The organism is Microcoleus sp. CZ3-B2 (assembly GCF_036705055.1).
Lineage (GTDB): Bacteria > Cyanobacteriota > Cyanobacteriia > Cyanobacteriales > Microcoleaceae > Microcoleus.
This window is the reverse complement of record NZ_JAUBTN010000002.1, coordinates 86,888-106,982: the sequence shown is the minus strand read 5'-3', so window position 1 is coordinate 106,982 and position 20,095 is coordinate 86,888. Positions and strand designations below refer to the sequence as shown.

Below are 20,095 nucleotides of genomic sequence, written 5' to 3'. Positions count from 1 at the left end.
TGAGCTGGCTGTTACGGATAGGGGAATTGGGATTGCTGCAAATTTTCTGTCCTAGGTGTTTGAGTTTTTCCGGCAAGCCGATGCTACGATTACTCGCAATTATAGTGGTTTGGGGCCGGGGATATCAATTGTGCGGCAGTTGGTGGAACTGCACGGCGGCAGGGTTTTGGCCCAGAGTCCGGGACTGGATCTCGGCTCGAATTTTGCTTTGGGCCTTCTTTGGATTCAGATAAATTCGATCGCCTGCGAGGAAGCGCAGGTGTTTGCGGGCGCTGGTAATTTACGGGGAGTTAAGGTTTTGGTGGTTGATGACGAGGTTGATTCGCGGGAATTTATGACGTTTGTCTTGGCAGATTCCGGGGGCTGTCAGGGCTGCATCCTCAGCAGCAGAGGCGTTGGAGACTGTTGCTGAGTTTGTGCCGGATGTTGTGGTGAGCGATATTGGAACGCCCGAGGAAGACGGCTATTGGCTGCTGAAAAAGCTGCGCTGTTTGACTGGGGGAAAAGGAGGGAAATTGCGGGCGATCGCCCTGACGGCTTATGCTAGGGAGGAAGACCGCGCGATGGCTTTGAAAGCTGGTTTCGATCGGCATCTGGCTAAACCGGCAACCCGATGTCTTGGTGGAGATGATCGTCAGTTTGAAGCTGCAAGCGATCGCCAATTAAAATAACCCAATTAATTATTAGTAATTATGTTCCTAGTGAGGACGACTGTCCGCATTCGGAAAAAACTAAAATTCTCACTACGAACCTGTCATAAAGTTGGTTTGTAGTGAGGACGACTGTCCGCATTCGGAAAGGACTAAAGTCCTAACTACGAACCTGTCATAAAATGGCGATCGACTGATTAATTTGTGTTAATATGCTAAAATATCCAAAAACCACGCGGTAATTAAGTGGACAAACTTCAGACAGACATAGAGGCAATTTGCTCTCAAATCGAAGCTTTGCGCCGGGAACGCCAGCAGCTCAGCATTGGCGCTGCTGTCCCCGCAGGTGATTCGCCTCAAGCCATCGCCGATGCTTACCGCCGTCACGCGAGGGAAACAGCAGAAGTCTCGGCAGAAGTCAAAGGGATAGATGACGCGATCGCAGCTTTGTCTGCTCAACTGAATCAAAAACAGCAGCAGTCGGTAAACTTGCAAAGAATCAGTCCGATGGAGCAGCAAGTTGAAGAGGGAAGAGAACTCGCTCGCGGACACGCGGAACGGATTAACCAACTGGCGGGGGAACTGGCTGCTGAAGTGAAAGAACTTAAAGCCATCGCCGACCAAATTAGTCCCAGTTACTGGCAGGTTTATTACAAACCTTTTATTACGGGTTTTAAAAGTATTTCTGTTCCCTACGTGCGATCGGACGGGGATGTTTGGACTATTGTCAATCGAGTAGTTTAGAGAGGCTGCGGGATCAGAAATCGGCAGCACTCAAAACATTTTTTTCTGTCCCTATTCCTCAATTTCAACCACGCAGCAGTTGCTTGATAGTTCCCACCAATTCTTGAGGGTGAAATGGCTTAGCAATGTAAGCGTCTGCTCCTTGTTTCATTCCCCAGTAGCGATCGAACTCTTCGCTTTTGCTCGAACACATTACCACTGGTAAATTCTGAGTTTTGGGATCGCTTTTGAGCCGGCGACAGACTTCGTAGCCGTTCATCCGGGGCATCACGATATCCAGAACAACTAAATCCGGGCGGTTGGCTTTGATTTGCTCTAGAGCTTCTACGCCATCACTAGCTACTGTGACGTTGAGTCCCCTACCTTTGAGCAAGTCGGCGATCATCTCCCGCAGAGTGACGCTATCATCAACAACCATAACTGTACTCATAGAAAAATCCCTACCAAGTTTCTGGGTTGAAACGTTCACATTAACGTTTGCATTAACGTTCGCCTTCAAAGGTGTCTGTTGCCGATCGAGATTGCGCTCTGCTAGATGTAGTTTACCCACGTTTGCTGATTTCCCAATCATTTTCTCAAGAATCATCGCGAAATCTCAAATATCCGCGCAATCTCGGTTGACACGCGAGGCTATGTCCGTTAGTCTATCATTTTCTTTCTCAAATAGTACCTTTGTGAAAAAATCAAGGTGCTGCTTGGTTGTGCGTTTCCGACCGAGGGACGGCGGCGCGCCGCCGCCACTAGGATCAAAATTTGTCTAATTTTGATTTTGTGTACCTAAGGTCGAGAGCTTTTGATCGTAGAGCGTCTCTATACCCACCGGGCGCTGTCGGTAGCTGTGATTCGAGTCTTTGCAGCCGTTAGCCACCACTCCCAAGACAGAAGCTCCAGAAAATTTTAATTCTTCTAAAACTTTGCTAACTTGCGATCGGTCTGTTTTGGCCATTTGCACGACCATAATCGTAGCGTCGGTGTGAGCCGCGATCAAGTGAGCGTCTGCTAAGCCTGATAGTGGCGGGCTGTCATAAATCACTAAGTCAAAAAATGCTTGAAATTGCTCCATCAGATACTGCATTTTTTTGGAAGAAAGCAGCTTGATCGGATCGGGGGGAATTTGACCGGCAGTGAGTACGAACAAATTTTCTTGGTTCGGGGCTCGTTGAATCGCATCGTTGAGGCTGATATCGGTGGAGATGGCATCGCCGAGGCCGCGCAGGTTTGGCAGTCCTAGCCTAGCGTGCATTTGCGGGCAGCGCAAATCTGCATCTACTAACAATACTCGCTGTCCGACTGCTGCTGCTATAGCGGCTAGGTGCAAAGCTACTGTAGATTTGCCGTCTCCGGCTGCTGCTGAGGCGACTAAGAGCGATCGAAATGTCCTACCTGCACTGAGCAAGTGAATGTTCGTGTAGAGCGATCGAAATGCTTCTAAAAATTGATAGTCGAATTCGCTAAAAATGCTTTTGGCTCCCAGCATCGCAGCAGTCGGTGTGACTTCGACAGGTTGAACAACTTCGACTTTTGACTTCGAGTGCGATCGAGCCGATGTGAGTTTCCTAGGTCTAGCCGTTTGTCGCCGCTTAACTTTTTTGGTAAACGGAATCACCCCTAGCACTGGCAATCTTGTGGCTGTTCTCAGCGATTCTGGAGTGTGGAAAACATTATTTAGCACCTCTACTAGCAAGCCTACTGCTATGCCCAGCAGGCTGCTTAAAATTACCGCCAGCGCTAACTGTTTTTTGGTCTGTTTGACGGTAGCCGTGACAAACTTGCCAAATTTGTCTAGCGGAATTTCTGGAGGATTGATCAGTACCCAAGGTATTTGCTGCTGAGCTGCATCAATCCGCAAAGCTTCTCGTTTTGCCAAAAAGTCTGAAAAACTCTTAGTAACTACTTGCAGTTCCCGCTGTAAATTGTCGTATTGCCGCGTTGTCACTGAAAAATTAGAAATTTTTTGGTTGAGATCCTTTTGCAAAGCAGTCATTTCGCGATCGCGCGCTTCAAATGCTTTGATTTGGGTCTCTAAATTTCCCATCACCACTTGTCTTGCTTGTTGATTCGCGGTTAAAATCAGTTGTTCCCGACTTTTACGCAGTGCTAAAACTGGCAAACTATCTTCTCTGTACTGAGCTAATTTGTATGACAAATCTGAGTCAACCTTCTGAATTTGACCTAACAGTCCAGCGTAAGCTTGTCCTTGGGTCACCAGCAACCCCTGGGGATTATTTTCTTTAAGTAATTGTTCGTAGCTTTGGTAAAGGTTACGCAGCCCTTTTAGCTCTACTCGGAGTCCTACTTGCTGGCCCCTAATGCTTTGAACTTGTTCTGACAGAGATCTTCCCTCTAGTTGGGGGTCAAACAAGTTACTTTGCTGCCTCAGTCTTTGGACTTGCAGTTGCAGAACTTCTACTCTTTCTCGGAGCTTGGGCATCTCCATATCTATAAATTTAATGCCTTGATTGATACCCGTCAGACGCTGCTGCAAGCTATATTCTAGATAAGCTTTAGAAATTTTATCCAAGACGGCATAAATTTTCTTTGGCTCTGAATCTTTATAGCGAATTCTTAAAATCTTTGTACCTTGCTGTTTGCCATCTTTCGTGTAGCTTACACGGTCTATCGACATTTTTAATGTCAATTCGGTGTAGGTCATTTTGGGATACCAAGTTCGCAACTCCTTCACCACAGGCTCCATCATTTTGGGACTGCGTAAAATCCTAATTTGGGTTTCGTAGTCTAATAAGCTAATTCCTTCTATATTAATTCTTGCCAAGTCTGCACCGAGAGTATTGTTTAATTGTTTGGATTGTAAACCTTCAACTGTGGCTGGTTCTACTAACAGGGAAAAAGAACCTTCATAGTCTATCTTTGTGCTTTTAGAAGTGACAACGATTGCTATTCCTGCGATGGTACTCAAAGCAATGGTGGCTGCCGCCATCACCAGGAAGCGGCGGCGCAGGACTCCTCCAAGCCAGGACAAGTCTAGCTTTTCTTCCTCTGTTTCCTGAACGAAGGTATCTCTGTAGTTCTGAGCCGAAAAGTCAGGCAGTTTGCCATTAGATTTGGGCGTGAAGGGTTGGTAATCTTGTCTGTTATCCATATTCAGCCTGGGTATTTTTGAGGTTGATATTTTTGAGGTTGATATTTTTGAAGCTACCAGGTCGCGGCTGGGTAATCTTATTGTTTAGTTTATTCTAGCCTTTGCCAGGAATTATCCCCCTCACCCGCCGGCCGCATTCTTACCTGAATAAAAATCGGAGAACGTTTATAAAATTTAACACCCCCGTAGCTGGCCCGACAGGCCCGATTACAGCGTTCATGCGATCGACAAAATTGACGAGACCCTTGCGAGATACGATAATCATGTCGTTGTTACGAAGTTGAGGATTGGTTTCTTCGTTAATTCCTTGAGTTAAATTGACTTCGATCGTCCGTTTAGTAGCTGTACCGTCCTGATTGAGGCGGACTAGCTCAACTTTATCCCTTCTAGCTCTGGTATTCTCGTAGCCAAAAAATCCTCTGGAAATTAAAGCTTGATTCAGCGTGGCATTAGCTGGGAGCCTCAAGGGATCGAGGGATGTTCTGAGTTCTCCTACTACAAAAACGTTAATGCCGACGGGGGCAAAGTTAGTGCTAGCGAGCACACCAGCTTCTGCGGGGTTGACGATCGTGGCTTTGGGTACGACGATCGTGTCTCCCTCCTGGAGGATTGTATCTTGGGCACCGTCGCCGGACTCTAGGAACTGCCACAGGTTGACTGGGATAATTTGTTCGCCTCTTCTGGTGACGCGGCGCACTTGGATTTGCCGGATGTCGGCATCGGATGTGATGCCACCGGCTAGCTGAATCGCCCGGATGACGGTGGGAAAACCTTCACGGCTGAGGTCGTTTGTGGTGTTGCCGCCGATAACGACGTAAGCCCCTGGGCGGGTGACTTGGCCAACGATGGAGATCGATCGAGGTTTTTCTGGTGGCGGCGAAAAGTTGGCGATCGCAAATTGACGAGCTTCTGCTTGGTTGAAGTTGGCGACTGTGGGAATCACGATTGTGTCTCTGTCTTGCAAAATGATGTCTTGAGAGATGTCTCCTTCTTGCAAGAATTTCCACAGGTTGACGTTGAGCACTTGATCGGGGCCGTCTCGTTGGGGACGGCGGACGCGGATGTTGCGGATGTCGGCGACACCTGTAACGCCTTCTGCGAGTCTGATCGCTTGGGTGACGGTAGGGTACTGGACACTCGGCGAGGCTCCCGGGCCAGGAGTTAGGGTAATGGTGAAGTTTCCGGGCCGGGTGACTTCTCCGATGACACCGACGTTTAGGGGGCGGGCGGCGACAAGGCTGACTGTGACTATGGGATCTTTGAGGACGCGGCGGTAGGCGTTGCGGATGATGTTGGTGGCTTCTACTAAGGTGCGGCCGCGGATGGAGACCAAGCCGATCAGGGGCAGGTTGACTGAACCGTCGGAAAGAACTTCGTAGCCACGGCTGAGTTCGGGTACTTCGAGTATTTCTACTTGGATGCGATCGCCACCGCCGAGTTTATAGCTTTCGGGGTTTCTCCTGATGGGCGCAACATTCTGGGCTTGGTCAGCGCCTAGCGGGATGGGCAGTTGTGCCGGGGTGCTTCTGGGGTCACCGATGACTGTGGAAGCAAACAAGACCAAACCCACAACCGACGGGGCGATCTGTCTGGGAAAATGGGGGTTAACCATAGGCCACCTAATTTTATTCACTATGATTTATATAAGTTTAGCCTTTTTAGTGCTGGGTCAAAAGCTGATTATTTTAAGCGATCGCCCAAAAAGCGGATGCTGTATTTTTGCTTTATGACTAATTTTTTTGTTAGCGTGGTTTCGGGTTGAGCGCTATATTTTAGATATAGATAACTTGACCTATTTTTTGATAAAGGAAAGCAATTATGACTGAACCCGTGTCTAAAGCGAATATGCTGAAAGGGCTGATCTTAGGAAGTTCTTCATTGACATTAATTTTGATTGCTATATTCGCGATCGTCACTTTGTTATTATTTCAATTAGCCAGTCGCAAAAAAATAGGTTTGGTTTTGGAAAAAACCTTTGCTATTTTTTATATTTTCATCTCTCCCTTTTTGACACAAGTTCCTTTTAATTATTTTCATTTTATTAATTTGCAAGACACAAAAGGCGGTTTTTTAAAATTGATGCCTTATTTTTTTTACCCGTGGGTAGTATTTATTTTATTATCTAGAATTAAATTATTTTGTAGCAACTTTATCGATTATTTTTTCAAAATATTGATTATGAATCCTTTTTTTCTACTTTATATGTTAATGCCATCACTGTCTACATTGTGGTCTATATTTCCTGAACAAACACTAAGATCTGGTCTAGCTTTTTCAGCATTTACGGCTTTCGGATTTTACTTAGCAGCCCAATATAAATGGGAGGATCTATCTCATTTTTGGCGGTGGGGATACACGGCACTGGGTTTGGGAAGTTTTATAATTAAACCACCGGGAGCAGGCGACTTTGTAGGTCTGACGCAAGCTAAAAATTCCCTCGGTGGAGTCCTAGCTTTATGTACGGCATTTTGGTATTTGCATTATTTTCAAGGAGCTAAAACTCAGAAAGAACGCTGGATTTCTTTGGGGATGATGTTCTTGTGTTTTTACCTAGTGAGAGCCAATAAGTCTGGAGGGGCTCTAGTTATGACTATCATATTAATAATTGCTGTTTCCTCGCTAAATTTTCTAAAAAAATTAAGTTTTCAGTGGGCATTTACTGCGATTATATGTTTCCTGGTGGTCAGCATAATTATGACAGTTTTTGTAATAGACAACCTAGAGGATATTGTGGTAGGTGGGTTAGGCAAGGACTTGACTTTAACTGGGCGAACCGAATTCTGGCCGCAGTTAATTGATGCGGCCAACCAGCGCCCCTGGTTTGGCTACGGATACGATGGCTTTTTTCAACAAGATAAGTTAGGCCCCGCTACTCCTGCTTATTTTATTTATACTACTAATGGATTTCAACCAAAAAATCCTCACAATGGTCCGATCGGGATATTGTTAGCCTTTGGTTGGCCTGGATTAATCTTAATGATGATTTCCCTGCTGCTAAATTTGGTTTATGCAGTCCGGTATTTGAGTCGTAGCAAGCTGGAAGACGCGGGAATACCTATTTGTTTTCTGGTGTCTATTATTATGAGCAACATCACAGAAGGTAATATCGTGACCACCGGAAATCCTTGGCTGAGTTATGTAATGTTGACAGTTAGACTTGCCCTAGACAATGCTAGTAACGCTTCTAACAGTAGCAGCAACCCTAAAAGGCGTTCTGTAGCTCGCACTGTCGAATGAAATAAAGTTCCTTGGGCGGATCGAAGATGTGTCAAGCTGTGCGATATAGCCTTCTCAGAAAGATGAGGTACTATCCAGGATCGGACATAGGGTATAGGGCTATGGGCATACCTCACTTTTTTGATAACCGCTATAATATCATCTGACTAATCGGATTTTGCTTGATAGGCAAGTGTTCCGGGAGCATCCCGCTTTTTAACTAAGCATAACTACCCATTTTAATCTCATTATTTAAATACGCACATCTGAGTCTTAAAATTTGAGGCACGTTTTTTTTCTTTCCCGGAGTACACCTACAATCTTAATTCTTGCTCCAATCTGTTTAATTAAAGACTCTATAGCATTTATCAGAAAGATGAGGTATGATATAACTGACTTGAACGGAGTGAAAAATATAGAACCCCAAAATGTTATGGGGTTCTAATTAAATGGAGCGCGAGCGAACAGTCGCTCGACCCACAGCAGTCACTCGAATGACAAATATCAAGGATTTTAGTAAGTATCACACATTAGTAAAAATGAAAACTTATTCTCTTGATTTCCGACAAAAAAAAAATTATGGATGTGTACCATAATGAACCGCTGTTACAAAGAGCAATAGCTAACCGTTTTTGTGTAGCCCTAAGTTTCGTCCAAAAATTGGTTAAACAGTATCGGGAGACCCTTGCATATTGCTCCTCGAACTGAGCGATGCGGAGTCAAATTGAAACTCAATGCAGAACAACTACTGATTTTAGCCGAATTGATTGAAGCTTCGGATGATGCAACTCTCGAAGAACTCCGTTATTTACTGTACCAGAAAATTGGTTTTACCATGAGTACAGCAACGATGGGAAGAATGACAAAACTCTTAAACATGACTAAAAAAAACTCTCTTTCCGAGCGTGAAAGGCACTGAGAAAGTTCAGGGTCTGCGATATGAGTTATGGCAAAAAGTCCGATAAGTTTGTTTCAAAGACTTAATATTCATTGATGAATCAGGAGTCAACTTGGCAATGGTTAGGTTATATGCTAGGTCTTTAAAAGGTTCAAGGGTTCGGGGACAAAAACCAAATAAACGAGGGAAAAATGTCTCAATAATTGGAGCTATATCAGTCAATGAAGTCCTAAACTCAGTCAACTTAATAGGTACAACTGATACAATTACATTTGAGGCTTTTATCATCCGAAAGCTCGTACCAAAACTCTGGAAAGGTGCTTGTGTAGTGAGGGACAATTGTACTATTCACACAAGCGAAGAAATAGAAAAAGCCATCAAAAGTCAAGGGGCAAAATTAATATACTTATCACCATATTCGCCCGACTTCTCGCCAATTGAACATTTATGGTCAAAACTCAAAAACATTCTCCGTTCTATCAAGACGACTAATTACCGAGAATTAGCAAAAGCGATAGAGTTTGCCTTCAATCAAGTTACATTATCCGATCTTTGGAATTGGTTTACTCACTGCTGTTATTGTACCTCATCTTTATGATAAACGCTATATCTCTATATTATATGCAGCTTCAGATAAAATTGGTATAACAGGTTAGCTAATAATTATTGACAGTCGCTAAAAATTGCTTTTTCCACTCATTAATGGCTGCTAAAGGAATTTTTACTAAAGTTTCTTCTTTAGCATTAATCCAATTAGCCACACTTTTTAAATCATCTCTTTGTACGACTGGCAAATTAGTATCTTTAGAAATTTCTGTAGCGCGATTATCAACTGACAGAATTAAAGTTCTCCTTTTATATTGTAAAGCTCTAATCCCAGCGTGTAATCGTGTCCCTACATAATCAACCGGATACTGAGACAAAGCCATATCTAAAGCTGATAAGCTAGGATTAAGATAAATCGCTCCCTCGCCACATATATCTTTCATGTACTGATAATCTTTGGGCTGTTGCGTCCAGTAATAAATTAACTTATATTCCTGTTTCAGTAATTCCACTAACTGCTTATCAAAACTAGGATTTTGATTATACTCAGTAAAAGTAACTAATACTGCCTCTGCTTTAGCTTGAGGAATTTGGACACAATGTCGCTCTGTTAATTTCCACATAGTAGGACAAGCAGTATTAATTACATTATTAATCCCGATCGATTTTAACTGTTTTTCTGTGTAACTGTCTCTCACTGAGTGCAGATATTTTTTACTTAATAGCCGTTTATACAAAATTTTGGTATATAAATTAGGCTGATTTTGGTATTGCCACCATCCCACACCCATTAGCGTAATATCTGTAACAAATAGAGAGTCCATTAAACTGACCTTCCATTGATTATAGGAGTTCATGTTAGAAGACAATAAATTAGTCCCACCTACAAAAATCAAACTGCTTTTAGTCATCAAGCGGTAAGAATCGCTCGATATGACATCATGGGTAGGAAAATCAATAAATAGTCGATCGGGAAACATTTCATATAAAATGCTATTCACTGCATTCATAATGATCTGGTCTCCTAAATTAGAGCTACAGATTGAGGTATCCAAGACTGAGATAGTTTTCATAGCCTATTTTTCATTAAATTGAGTAAGTTGACAGTGACATTTCGTATCATTTCATTAGGATTGGAAAAAATCATTTTAACCAGAGTTTATCGGGGATTTTTTTAAAATGTTTGATCGCCTTATCAATCAAACTCTCATGACTGATAAATAATTTTTCAAACATTAATCTATCGTACTCTCTATCACCGATCAGATTATCATTGATTTCAAGAGGAAACATTAAATCTAATTGTTTCATTTCTGCTATTTCCTTATTGATAGTTCCAGTATGAGTAGCCGCTAACCCAAAACCTAAATTAGCCACCAAATTGACACAAGGCACTATCGACAAGCCCCCTTGAGCCAAGCGAGAAAAACTCCATTGAAAATCCCACGTATCTACCTTACCCTGAAAAGTATTTTCCAAATCCCGCGCTCTAATTTTATACTGAACCTCATCAGCGAGTATAGCTTTAATTTTTGCTTTCACGTCAGGATTGCTCCAAGCCTGCATATTAATATCATAAAATTGCCAAGCTCTCTGCCAAGAAGCCCAGCCCCAAATACCTCCATAATAAGAAAAATGATAACTTTGCCGCTCGGATTTCCATTCTTCCAAATAATTAGTCCCACTAATCATCATTACCCTGGGTTCATTTCTATATAAATCCAGCATTTGCTCACAAAATTGAAAAAAAGATGTATTTGGCAAGCAATCATCTTCCACAATAATTGCTTCTTCTACTGTATTAAACACCCAATCTAACCCACTAGCTACCCTATGTTTACAGCCCATATTAGCCTCAGCATAATTTTTATAAACTTGACAATCCCAGTCCACTTTTTCAATTATTGCCCTGACCTCCGCACATTTTTCAAATTCCTCTGGCTTATCAGAGCGTGGTCCATCAACCACGAGTAGAAGTTTAGGCGGTTTAACTTCCCGAATCGCTGCAAATACCCTCTCTGTTGTATGAGGGCGATTAAATCCAAAAAAAGCCACAGGTGTTTTCATATGTCAAACTCCAACTTATCATCATTTTTGCTTTGGGTACGCCTAGACTGCTTACTCAAGATTTACCAAGTTTGGCTCTCAGTACTTCATTTTCGCCTTTTAATCCTGCTTTAGCATTAGCATAGTGTCTCATACCCAGTAAACTAGGAATTATGCTTTCACCTTTGCATTTGTAGGAATAGAAGTTGGGTTACACCCCACTTGCAAATCTCATCAGTTGTTATAGTAAATGAGCTCAACCTAAATGATTATTACTCATTTAGGTTAAACGAATCGTGTGGTATTTGAAATTTTAGAATACATAGTGGTAAAAGTTGTAGTTAGGGTGATTGGTTTAAATCCTGCATAAGTGCTAGTCTTATGATATACTATAAATCATTGCTCCTCTGGCTAGATTACAAAAAGTTCAAAAAGTATATTTTTATTTTACAGAAATTTAAAGTTGCCGATGTTAGACAAGTTGGCTGGTATAGGTCAAAAGCTTGGTCCGGGTGTGCGCCAGGTACTAAGCAACATAGCTTGGCTGTTCACTGACCAAATCTTACAGATGGGTTTGGGTTTAGTCGTAGGCCTTTGGGTGGCTCGCTATTTAGGGCCAGATCAATTTGGCTTACTCAACTACGCCTTGGCCTTTGTGTCGCTATTTAGTGCGGTGGCCTCAATGGGATTGGGCAGAATCGTCATCCGCGATATCGCTAGCAACCCTGAATGCAAAAATGAGACCCTAGGAACTTCCTTCGGACTGCAATTTATTGGTGGTCTGATTACTCTGGTGTTAACTGTCACCGTGATTTGCCTACTTAAGCCCAATGACAGCCTGACTCGCTGGCTAGTGGGAATCATCGCCGCCGGAACTATTTTTAATTCTTTTGAAGCCATAAATTTTTGGTTTCAGTCCCAAGTCCAGTCAAAATATACAGTATTGGCGAAGAATTCGGTATCTTTTTTAGTCGCCGCTGTCAGAATTGGGTTGGTAACATTTAAGGCTCCGCTACTTGCCTTCGCCTGCATTAGATTGATAGAGGTGGCAATGGTAGGAATGGCTTATGTATATTTTTATCAGCTTACTGGCAATAAAATTAAGGATTGGCAATTCAGTTGGGAGCGGAGCCAGGAATTGCTCTGGGAGAGTTGGCCTATAATTTTGTCAGGATTGGCAGTTTACGTGTACTCGAAAACCGATCAGATAATGCTCGGTTCTATGAATAAGAATGCCGAACTGGGGTATTATGCTGCGGCTGTTAAAATTTCAGAAATCTGCGATTTCTTGCCAATGATACTATCTAGCTCTATTTTTCCCAAATTAGCGAATTTGAGACATAATAATTATCAAGAATATCTAAATAAATTTCAAATTTACTCGGATATCATGATGTTTTTTTGGTTAGGAGTGGCAATCCCGATTTCATTGCTTTCTCCGTTAATAGTGCATTTGCTTTACGGTGATAACTATGCGAAGTCAGCAGCAGTTTTGACACTCTATGTTTGGGGGCAATTTGGTACTAACTTTGGGGTAGCGCGGAGCACATATTTTACTATAGAAGGTCAGTTGCGCTATGGTTTTTACTTGACTGTGGTTGGATCTATTTTAAATGTGGGGTTAAATTTGCTACTGATTCCTAAGTATGGAGCTCTTGGCGCAACTGCAGCTACTCTGATAACTTATTTTTACACGATCATATTAGTCAATTTCATGATTAAGGAATTGCGGCCTTTTGGAAGATTTATCGGGCGCTCTCTCAACTTATACGAGGCAGCTCGTAGAATCAAAGGATTAATACAGTGATTGAAATTAAACCCAACATCCAACAGCGATCGAATTGCCCCTATTGCGGAACAGAACTTAATCCCAAAACTCTTTTGTGGCAGGGAATTCACATTGTTATAGATTCTAAGTGCGGCGGATGCGGCAGCGAAATCATCGACGAGCTGAAAGTAGGTCATGGAGTCATAAACTCCCTGCAAGTCGATTTAAAGAAAGCAGCAGTTTTTGCCGAGAATGCTTTCGCAAAGGATTGGTTGGGGAAAGCGTTACTCAACTCTCTCCAAAATCCTCGCTCCGAAAAACTTGAGATTGCAAAAGAAATTTTTAAGCCGCGCAAGCGAGTAATCATTTTAAACTGTATCGACCATCTTTATGGTCACTCCCTGCTCAAGTTGCTAAATGCACAAAGGCACTTAGACGACAATCCTGAGTGTGGATTAGTGGTGATAGTTCCTAAGTTTTTAAGGTGGATGGTTCCGGATGGAGTTGCTGAAGTCTGGACAGTGCCTATTTCTTTACAAAATGGTCAAAATTACTATCCCAGCTTCGCTGAGTTTGTTGAGAAAGAAACTAAACGTTTTGAAGAAATTTACGTCAGTGAAGGTTATTCTCATCCAAGTCGGTTTGACATCACGCGGTTTAGTGGAGTACCTAAACACAACTTTGAGAAAGAGGAAATAAAAATTACTTTTATTTGGCGGGAAGATCGCCTGTTAGTTAACCGTTTGCTTTGCCGAGGTCTGAGAAAGCTGAATCAAGGAGAAATCGCACTGGAATTGCAAAATATGAAAATTCAGCAGTGCTTTGAGAAAATAAGGTTGCAAGTACCAGAAGCAAAATTTGCTGTGGCTGGTCTGGGCACAAAAACTAAGTTCCCCGAATGGATTGAAGATTACAGGGTCGATAGTTTTAATGAAAAAATTGAAAAAGAAATATGCCGTATTTATTCAGAAAGTCGCTTAGTAATTGGTCTTCATGGCTCTAATATGCTACTGCCTTCTGGTCATGCTGGCATGACAATTGATTTGATAGATGAGCGGTGGGGGAACTTTGCCCAAGATGTTCTATACCAAGAAAGCAATTCCAGGATGGCTGCTTATCGCTATAGATTTTTGCCATATCAGACGAAGACTGAGACACTGGCACTTATAGCGGCTGTGATGCTTCTAAGTTGGTCTAAGTTTAAATCTCACATGACTGCTGATCTTGTTAATTCCGATGTTGGAGAGTAGTAGAAAAAGTAGAGTAGAAGAAATGTCCAATTACAAAATCCAAACACCCGTCGCTTTTATAATCTTCAAACGTCCAGATACAACGGCTAGAATATTTGAAATTCGTCAGGCAAAACCCCCCAAATTGTTAGTAATCGCTGATGGCCCGCGTCCAGATAGGCCGGGGGAAAATCAAGAATGTGCTGCGGCTAGAGCTATTATTGACCAAGTAGATTGGGACTGCGAAGTTTTGACAAATTATGCTGATGTAAATCTAGGTTGTCGGCTGCGGGTTTCTAGCGGTCTAGATTGGGTTTTTGATACGGTTGAAGAGGCAATTATTCTTGAGGATGACTGTCTCCCTCATCCTACATTTTTCCGTTTCGCTGAGGAATTGCTCGATCGCTACCGAGACGACCAGCGAATTCTGTCAATCTCCGGTCAAAATGTTCAGTTTGGGCGGAGAAGAACTGATTATAGTTACTACTTTTCTCGCTACAATCACTGCTGGACCTGGGCGAGTTGGAGGCGAGCTTGGCAGCATTATGATTTAGATATGAAGCTGTGGCCAGAAATTCGTGATGGGAATTTTTTGATGGATGTACTGGGAAATACTAATTCTGTCAAAGTCTGGACAAATATTTTTCAGCTTTGTTATGAAGGAAAATTACAGAGTTGGGCTTATCAGTGGACATTTGCTAGCTTTATTCAAAATGGTACGAATATTCTTGCCAATGTCAATTTAGTTTCTAATATCGGACATGGTGTAGAGGGAACTAATACGGAGGATGTGAACAGTCCTTACAGTAATATGCCTGTAGAAGCTATAACATTTCCAATGAAACACCCGCCCTTTGCAATTCGGGATAGACAAGCAGATAATTTTACTGAAAATACTTTATATGATTACGATCCGCCGTTGTTAAGGAAGGTACACAAAAAAGTCAATAAACTTTTGAAACAAATCAGGTAAAATTAGCTATAAATCTATAGGATAGGTGGGGAGATGAAGGTTTTACTTCTCAATACTTCTGATACTGAAGGCGGTGCAGCCCGCGCGGCTTATAGACTGCACCAAGGTTTGCAGGGGATTGGGGTGTCTTCGCAAATGCTGGTGAAAAATAACAATAGCGGCGATCTAAGTGTAATCTCGGCAGGGCAAGCGTTGGCTAAGAGTTTTGATAAGATTATTTCAGTTTTATCAAATTCGCCATTGCGGCTTTATCCTGAGAGAAATTCTGCGATTTTTTCTCCCCAATGGCTGCCGGACTCTCTGGCTGCGAAAGTTGCTAACATCCAACCAGATATTATTAACCTGCACTGGGTTTGCGGGGGTTATATGCAGGTAGAAAGTGTTCCAAAGTTTAATCAACCCTTAGTCTGGACGCTGCACGATATGTGGCCTTTTACGGGTGGATGTCACTATAGCGAAGAGTGCGATCGGTATACTGAATCTTGCGGTAGCTGTCCGCAACTGCACAGCAGCAAAGATTGGGATATGTCGCGGTGGGTGTGGCGGCGAAAAGCAAAATCTTGGAAAAATCTTAACTTAACTTTAGTTAGCCCTAGTGCTTGGTTGGCTAAATGTGCTAGTTCTAGTTCTTTGTTGAAGGATTATCGAGTTGAGGTGATTCCTAACGGTATCAATACTCAAAAGTACAAGCCGATAAACCGCGAGTGGGTGCGAGAAATTCTGAATTTACCTCAAGATAAACAAATTGTACTTTTTGGCTGTGCGAGCGGAACGGGCGATCGCTGGAAAGGATTTAATCTGCTAGTATCGGCTTTGCAAAGCCTCAGTAAATCGGGCTGGAGCGATCGTATAGAGTTGCTAGTTTTTGGCTCTTCAGAGCCGTCCAACCCGATTGAACTAGGTTTTAAGGCACATTACTTAGGTAAATTTGCTGATGATATTTCCTTAGCAATAGTTTATGCAGCAGCAGATGTCTTCGTCGCCCCTTCTATTTATGATAATTTGCCGAACACGGTGATGGAAGCTGCAGCCTGCGGTATCCCCAGCGTCGGATTTAAGATCGGGGGAATGCCAGATCTGATCGATCACTGCTCCAATGGATATTTAGCTAAACCTTATGAAACAGAGGATTTAGCGCGAGGGATTGCTTGGGTGCTAGAAGATTCAGAGCGACACCAAAAGCTTTGTCGCAATGCACGAGAGAAAGTTGAAGCAAAGTTTACCTTAGAAGTGCAAGCTCGCGAGTACCAAAAACTGTATGAAGAAGTTTTATATACTGCTAAGTAAGTGAAACTAATTAAACGCAGAACTTCTCTGGTATTGATTATGCCATTTTTGAGGTATTTATTGGTATATTTTCGGAGAGGCAGCGTGTTGATTTATACAATAATTTATTAGTAAATTATTGTCTGGGGAAATCTGGAAAAATCAAAAAATCAGCGATCGAGTAAATATCTTGATAGTTGCGACAGATTAAGTTAATAATTGGATAGCACTCGAAGTCGATCGGCATTGTCGATGGTCAGAGAGCAGTTTTCTACTAATTTTTCACCAATAGCCAAATCTTCAAATATAGATGGAGCAGATGAGTATAGCAGTCCTGATGACTTGCCATAACCGCAAGTTAAAGACTTTGGCCACTCTAGAGTCGCTCTTTAAGCAAATATTAACAAGTGAAATTGCACTCAATACTTATCTGGTAGATGACGGCAGCACTGATGGCACAGCCGAAGCAGTACAGCAAACTTATCCTCAAGTCAAGATTTTTTCCGGAGATGGGAACCTATTTTGGAACGGGGGAATGCGCGGGGCTTTCAGCGAAGCAATGAAACACGATCCCGACTACTACCTGTGGTTAAATGATGACACTGTTATTTATTCAAAAACAATAAGTGTCTTGCTAGAAACCAGTCACAAATTATCAGAAAAAGGAGAAACAAAAGCAATCATTGGCGGTTCAACCTGCGACCCAGAAACTGGTCAAACAACTTACGGGGGTGTGGTGCGAAATAATGCTTTGCACCCCTTCCGATATGGTATCCTAGAACCAACAAAAGATCCTCAAATGTGCGATACTATGCACGGCAACTGCGTATTAATTCCCCGCAGTGTTGTGCAAATAGTCGGCAACCTCGATCCGGCTTTTGTCCATTATATTGGTGATTGGGATTATGGTTTACGAGCCAGACAGAAAGGATGTACAGTTTGGATTGCTCCGGGCTATTTAGGTACTTGTTCCCTCAATCCCCAAGTTACCAAAATGGCTGCTGAGAATTTAAGCGAAGGATTAGATAAAATGAGTAAACCGAAAGGTTTATCATTCAAAGATACTACCCTGCAACCAGCTCAAGAGTGGAAAGTATTTGCTCAGCGGCATGGTGGGTTGTTGTGGCCAATTTATTGGCTGCTACCTTATCGCAGGTTAGTTTGGCTCTCAGTGTTGAGTAAACTGGGATTGACTAAAAACAAAACTCAAGGTGAATAGGATGGTTGACAAAAATGAAGTTCGCATCGCTTGGCTCGTTCCTTCTGCAGAGTTTGGGGCCTATTGGCCGCCGGTTTTACATGAGCTCAAAAAACTAATTCCGAACACGATTTTTTATACAGGTCGCCTCTGGCCGCGCTACGATCCGGAAGCTGCTGGTACAGAAGTAGTCGAAGTTGTGGGAGATACACAATTCATCACCACCCAAAAGATAAAAACAGGGTACAGTCGTGGTTATATTAAGGCTACTCCTGGGATTATTTTTCCTCTTTTGAAATTCAAGCCCCAGGTCATTTTTGCTAGTGGATTTTCGATCTGGACATTGGTAGCTATAATTTTTAAGCCTATAGGGAAATGGCGACTGGTTTTAGTTTATGAAAGTAGTTCCCCGAATGTAGACTTTCGAGATTCTAAGGTGCGATCGACGATTCGACGATGGATGGGTAAATTTGCGGATACCTTTGTTTCTAATAGTCGCCGAGGTAAAGAATATTTGGTTGAAGTGATTGGGGCAGCCGAAAGTAAGATATTTGCTCAACCTTACATGGTTCCTGATGCTAAAGCTTTGGTAGAAAAAATAGACAATAATAATTCTATCTCTTTGTCATTCCCCCACCCAATTTTTCTGTGCGTGGGTCAAGTAATTTCTCGCAAAGGGATTAAGAATCTGTTAGAAGCTTGCACAATTTTGCAAAGCCAGGGATACTCGAATTACACAGTCATTATCGTTGGAGACGGGGAACAGCGCTCGGAACTAGAAGCACTTACAAAAGAATGGGATTTAGAAAAACAAATTGTTTGGACAGGGTGGATCGAATACGGATACTTGGGATCTTATTTTCTAGAAGCTGATGCGTTTGTTTTTCCTACGTTAGAAGATACTTGGGGAATGGTGGTACTAGAAGCGATGGCATTTGGTAAGCCAGTTTTGTGTTCAAAATGGGCTGGGGCTTGCGAAATGATCGTTGAAGGTGAAAATGGTTATATTTTTGATCCCTATGATTCGGAAGGTATGGCAAATGCGATGCGGAACTTGATTGATTGCCCCGAAAAGTTAGTGATTATGGGCCAAAAATCCCAGCAATTGATCGCTGAACATACACCAGAAAATGCTGCGAAATTAATAGCCGATGTGACTTCGCTAGTATTGGAGAAAAGTTGATGAAAATTTTATTGTCTGCCTTTGCTTGCGAACCAAACTTGGGTTCCGAAGAGGGAGTGGGATGGAATACTGTCGTTCAATCTGCTAAGTATCACGAAACTTGGGTATTCACTCGGACATTTTGTCGATCGTACATCGAAGCAGAACTAGAAAAAAATCCTGTACCCAACCTGCACTTTGTTTATTTCGATCCGTTTGGGTGGAGTGAAGATTGGAAGGGAAAACAAGGATTGCTGCAACTTCACTATTATTTGTGGCAAATCTGGGCTTATTTTATAGCTCGAAAGCTCGATCGCGAAATCGCTTTTGACATAGTACAGCACGTAACTTATGTCAAACATTGGTCTCCAAGTTTCCTAGCACTGTTGCCGCATCCTTTTATTTGGGGGCCTGTGGGCGGTGCAGAAGCAGCACCAAAGCCTTTTTGGGAAGATTTTAGCCGCCGGGGCCAAATTTATGAAACCCTGCGAGCATTGGCTCAAAGTGTAGGAGAACGCGATCCGTTTGTGGGGCTGACGGCGCGCCGCAGTGCGGTGGCGCTGGCAACTACAGAAGAAACAGCGGCAAGACTGCGATTTCTCCAAGCAAAAAACGTGAGAATTTTCTCGCAAGTCGGTTTATCGCAGCAGGAAATTCAACAACTAGAAAAATCTCCACCCCCCCCGGAGCTACCAATTAGATTCATCAGTGTCGGCCGTCTATTACACTGGAAAGGAGTGCACTTGGGACTCCGTGCATTTGCGGAGGCGAAGCTGGAAAACTCGGAATACTGGATTGTGGGAGACGGCCCGGAAAAAGATCGTTTAGAAGCTTTGGCAACAGAATTGGGACTGGGAAATAAAGTACATTTTTGGGGTGCTCTATCTCGCAGTGAAACCCTTTTAAAAATGGGCGAGTCTCACGTTCTCCTCCATCCGAGTTTGCATGACTCTGGCGGTTTTGTATGCACTGAAATGATGGGGGTTGGCCGTCCGACAATTTGTTTGGATTTGGGTGGCCCGGCTACTCAAGTGACTGCCCAAACAGGCATCAAAGTTCCTGCTACCGATCCCGATCGCGCTGTGAAAAGTCTAGCAGAAGCTATAGTGTGTTTGGCCAGCGATCCCAACTTGCGATCGCGCTTGGGTCTAGCTGGTCAAAAGCGCGTCAGGGAAATTTATGATTGGGATGTCAAAGGTAAATTCTTTGCCGAATTGTGCGAAGATCTAATCAAAGAAAAAATTGGATAACTTCTGATATATTCGGATGTATTCTAGCGCCAAAAACTTAAACAAGATT

The 20,095-nt window shown here is 42.8% G+C and carries 16 protein-coding genes and 1 pseudogene; 12 read left to right on the top strand and 5 right to left on the bottom strand.

The window, feature by feature from the left end; translation table 11 throughout:
- Positions 1 to 55: 55 nt before the first annotated feature.
- The 3 genes from QUA97_RS01535 (at position 56) to QUA97_RS01525 (ending at position 1,394) form a co-directional block, all read left to right on the top strand.
- A complete protein-coding gene (locus QUA97_RS01535) occupies positions 56 to 412 on the top strand; it encodes a hypothetical protein (protein WP_333192428.1) in 357 nt (118 codons plus the stop codon).
- Entirely contained in the window at positions 396 to 671 is a 276-nt protein-coding gene (locus QUA97_RS01530; RefSeq protein ID WP_255515859.1) for a response regulator, read from the top strand. The genes QUA97_RS01535 and QUA97_RS01530 overlap by 17 nt, the downstream gene beginning before the upstream one ends.
- Positions 672 to 896: 225 nt before the next feature.
- A complete protein-coding gene (locus QUA97_RS01525; protein WP_194009488.1) occupies positions 897 to 1,394 on the top strand; it encodes a hypothetical protein in 498 nt (165 codons plus the stop codon).
- A 64-nt stretch (positions 1,395 to 1,458) separates the two neighbouring features.
- Here the strand turns inward: QUA97_RS01525 and QUA97_RS01520 are convergent, their stop codons facing one another.
- The 3 genes from QUA97_RS01520 to QUA97_RS01510 form a co-directional block, all read right to left on the bottom strand.
- Positions 1,459 to 1,824, bottom strand: a complete 366-nt coding sequence (locus QUA97_RS01520; RefSeq protein ID WP_039886668.1) for a response regulator transcription factor — start codon at positions 1,822 to 1,824, stop codon at positions 1,459 to 1,461.
- A 327-nt stretch (positions 1,825 to 2,151) separates the two neighbouring features.
- Positions 2,152 to 4,494, bottom strand: coding sequence for a GumC family protein (locus QUA97_RS01515; RefSeq protein ID WP_194067439.1), 2,343 nt, complete (start codon positions 4,492 to 4,494; stop codon positions 2,152 to 2,154).
- Between the two features lie 139 nt (positions 4,495 to 4,633).
- Complete coding sequence (locus tag QUA97_RS01510; protein ID WP_333192423.1) at positions 4,634 to 6,106, bottom strand: polysaccharide biosynthesis/export family protein; 1,473 nt, start codon at positions 6,104 to 6,106, stop codon at positions 4,634 to 4,636.
- A gap of 206 nt (positions 6,107 to 6,312) precedes the next feature.
- Here QUA97_RS01510 and QUA97_RS01505 point away from each other — a divergent pair, with 206 nt between their 5' ends.
- Positions 6,313 to 7,731: an O-antigen ligase family protein gene (locus QUA97_RS01505; RefSeq protein WP_333192422.1), complete on the top strand. Its 1,419-nt coding sequence runs from the start codon at positions 6,313 to 6,315 to the stop codon at positions 7,729 to 7,731.
- A 518-nt stretch (positions 7,732 to 8,249) separates the two neighbouring features.
- A pseudogene (locus tag QUA97_RS01500) lies at positions 8,250 to 9,206 on the top strand (IS630 family transposase).
- Positions 9,207 to 9,264: 58 nt separating this feature from the next.
- Here QUA97_RS01500 and QUA97_RS01495 read toward each other — a convergent pair.
- Both QUA97_RS01495 and QUA97_RS01490 read right to left on the bottom strand, forming a co-directional pair.
- The gene (locus QUA97_RS01495) at positions 9,265 to 10,227 is read right to left on the bottom strand and encodes a polysaccharide pyruvyl transferase family protein (RefSeq protein WP_333192420.1); all 963 of its coding nucleotides are present in this window, start codon (positions 10,225 to 10,227) and stop codon (positions 9,265 to 9,267) included.
- A 70-nt stretch (positions 10,228 to 10,297) separates the two neighbouring features.
- Positions 10,298 to 11,221: a glycosyltransferase family 2 protein gene (locus QUA97_RS01490; RefSeq protein WP_333192417.1), complete on the bottom strand. Its 924-nt coding sequence runs from the start codon at positions 11,219 to 11,221 to the stop codon at positions 10,298 to 10,300.
- A 448-nt stretch (positions 11,222 to 11,669) separates the two neighbouring features.
- On the opposite strand from QUA97_RS01490, the gene QUA97_RS01485 reads away from it, so the two are divergent.
- The 7 genes from QUA97_RS01485 to QUA97_RS01455 all read left to right on the top strand — a co-directional run bounded on the left by QUA97_RS01485 (position 11,670) and on the right by QUA97_RS01455 (position 20,046).
- Positions 11,670 to 13,007: a flippase gene (locus QUA97_RS01485; RefSeq protein ID WP_333192414.1), complete on the top strand. Its 1,338-nt coding sequence runs from the start codon at positions 11,670 to 11,672 to the stop codon at positions 13,005 to 13,007.
- Positions 13,004 to 14,218 (top strand): hypothetical protein, encoded by a 1,215-nt coding sequence (locus QUA97_RS01480; RefSeq protein WP_333192411.1) that lies wholly within the window; start codon positions 13,004 to 13,006, stop codon positions 14,216 to 14,218. The genes QUA97_RS01485 and QUA97_RS01480 overlap by 4 nt, the downstream gene beginning before the upstream one ends.
- Before the next feature lie 22 nt (positions 14,219 to 14,240).
- Positions 14,241 to 15,170, top strand: coding sequence for a glycosyltransferase family 2 protein (locus QUA97_RS01475; protein ID WP_333192408.1), 930 nt, complete (start codon positions 14,241 to 14,243; stop codon positions 15,168 to 15,170).
- A 33-nt stretch (positions 15,171 to 15,203) separates the two neighbouring features.
- On the top strand, positions 15,204 to 16,457 hold the full coding sequence (locus tag QUA97_RS01470) for a glycosyltransferase family 4 protein (RefSeq protein ID WP_333192406.1): 1,254 nt from the start codon (positions 15,204 to 15,206) through the stop codon (positions 16,455 to 16,457).
- Positions 16,458 to 16,746: 289 nt separating this feature from the next.
- A complete protein-coding gene (locus QUA97_RS01465; protein WP_333192403.1) occupies positions 16,747 to 17,655 on the top strand; it encodes a glycosyltransferase family 2 protein in 909 nt (302 codons plus the stop codon).
- 1 nt (position 17,656) lies between these two features.
- On the top strand, positions 17,657 to 18,817 hold the full coding sequence (locus QUA97_RS01460; protein WP_194009478.1) for a glycosyltransferase family 4 protein: 1,161 nt from the start codon (positions 17,657 to 17,659) through the stop codon (positions 18,815 to 18,817).
- Positions 18,817 to 20,046 carry a glycosyltransferase family 4 protein gene (locus QUA97_RS01455; RefSeq protein WP_333192399.1) on the top strand — a complete coding sequence of 410 codons (1,230 nt, stop codon included), beginning with the start codon at positions 18,817 to 18,819 and terminating at the stop codon, positions 20,044 to 20,046. Before QUA97_RS01460 ends, QUA97_RS01455 begins: the two co-directional genes overlap by 1 nt.
- The last annotated feature ends 49 nt before the right edge of the window (positions 20,047 to 20,095 follow it).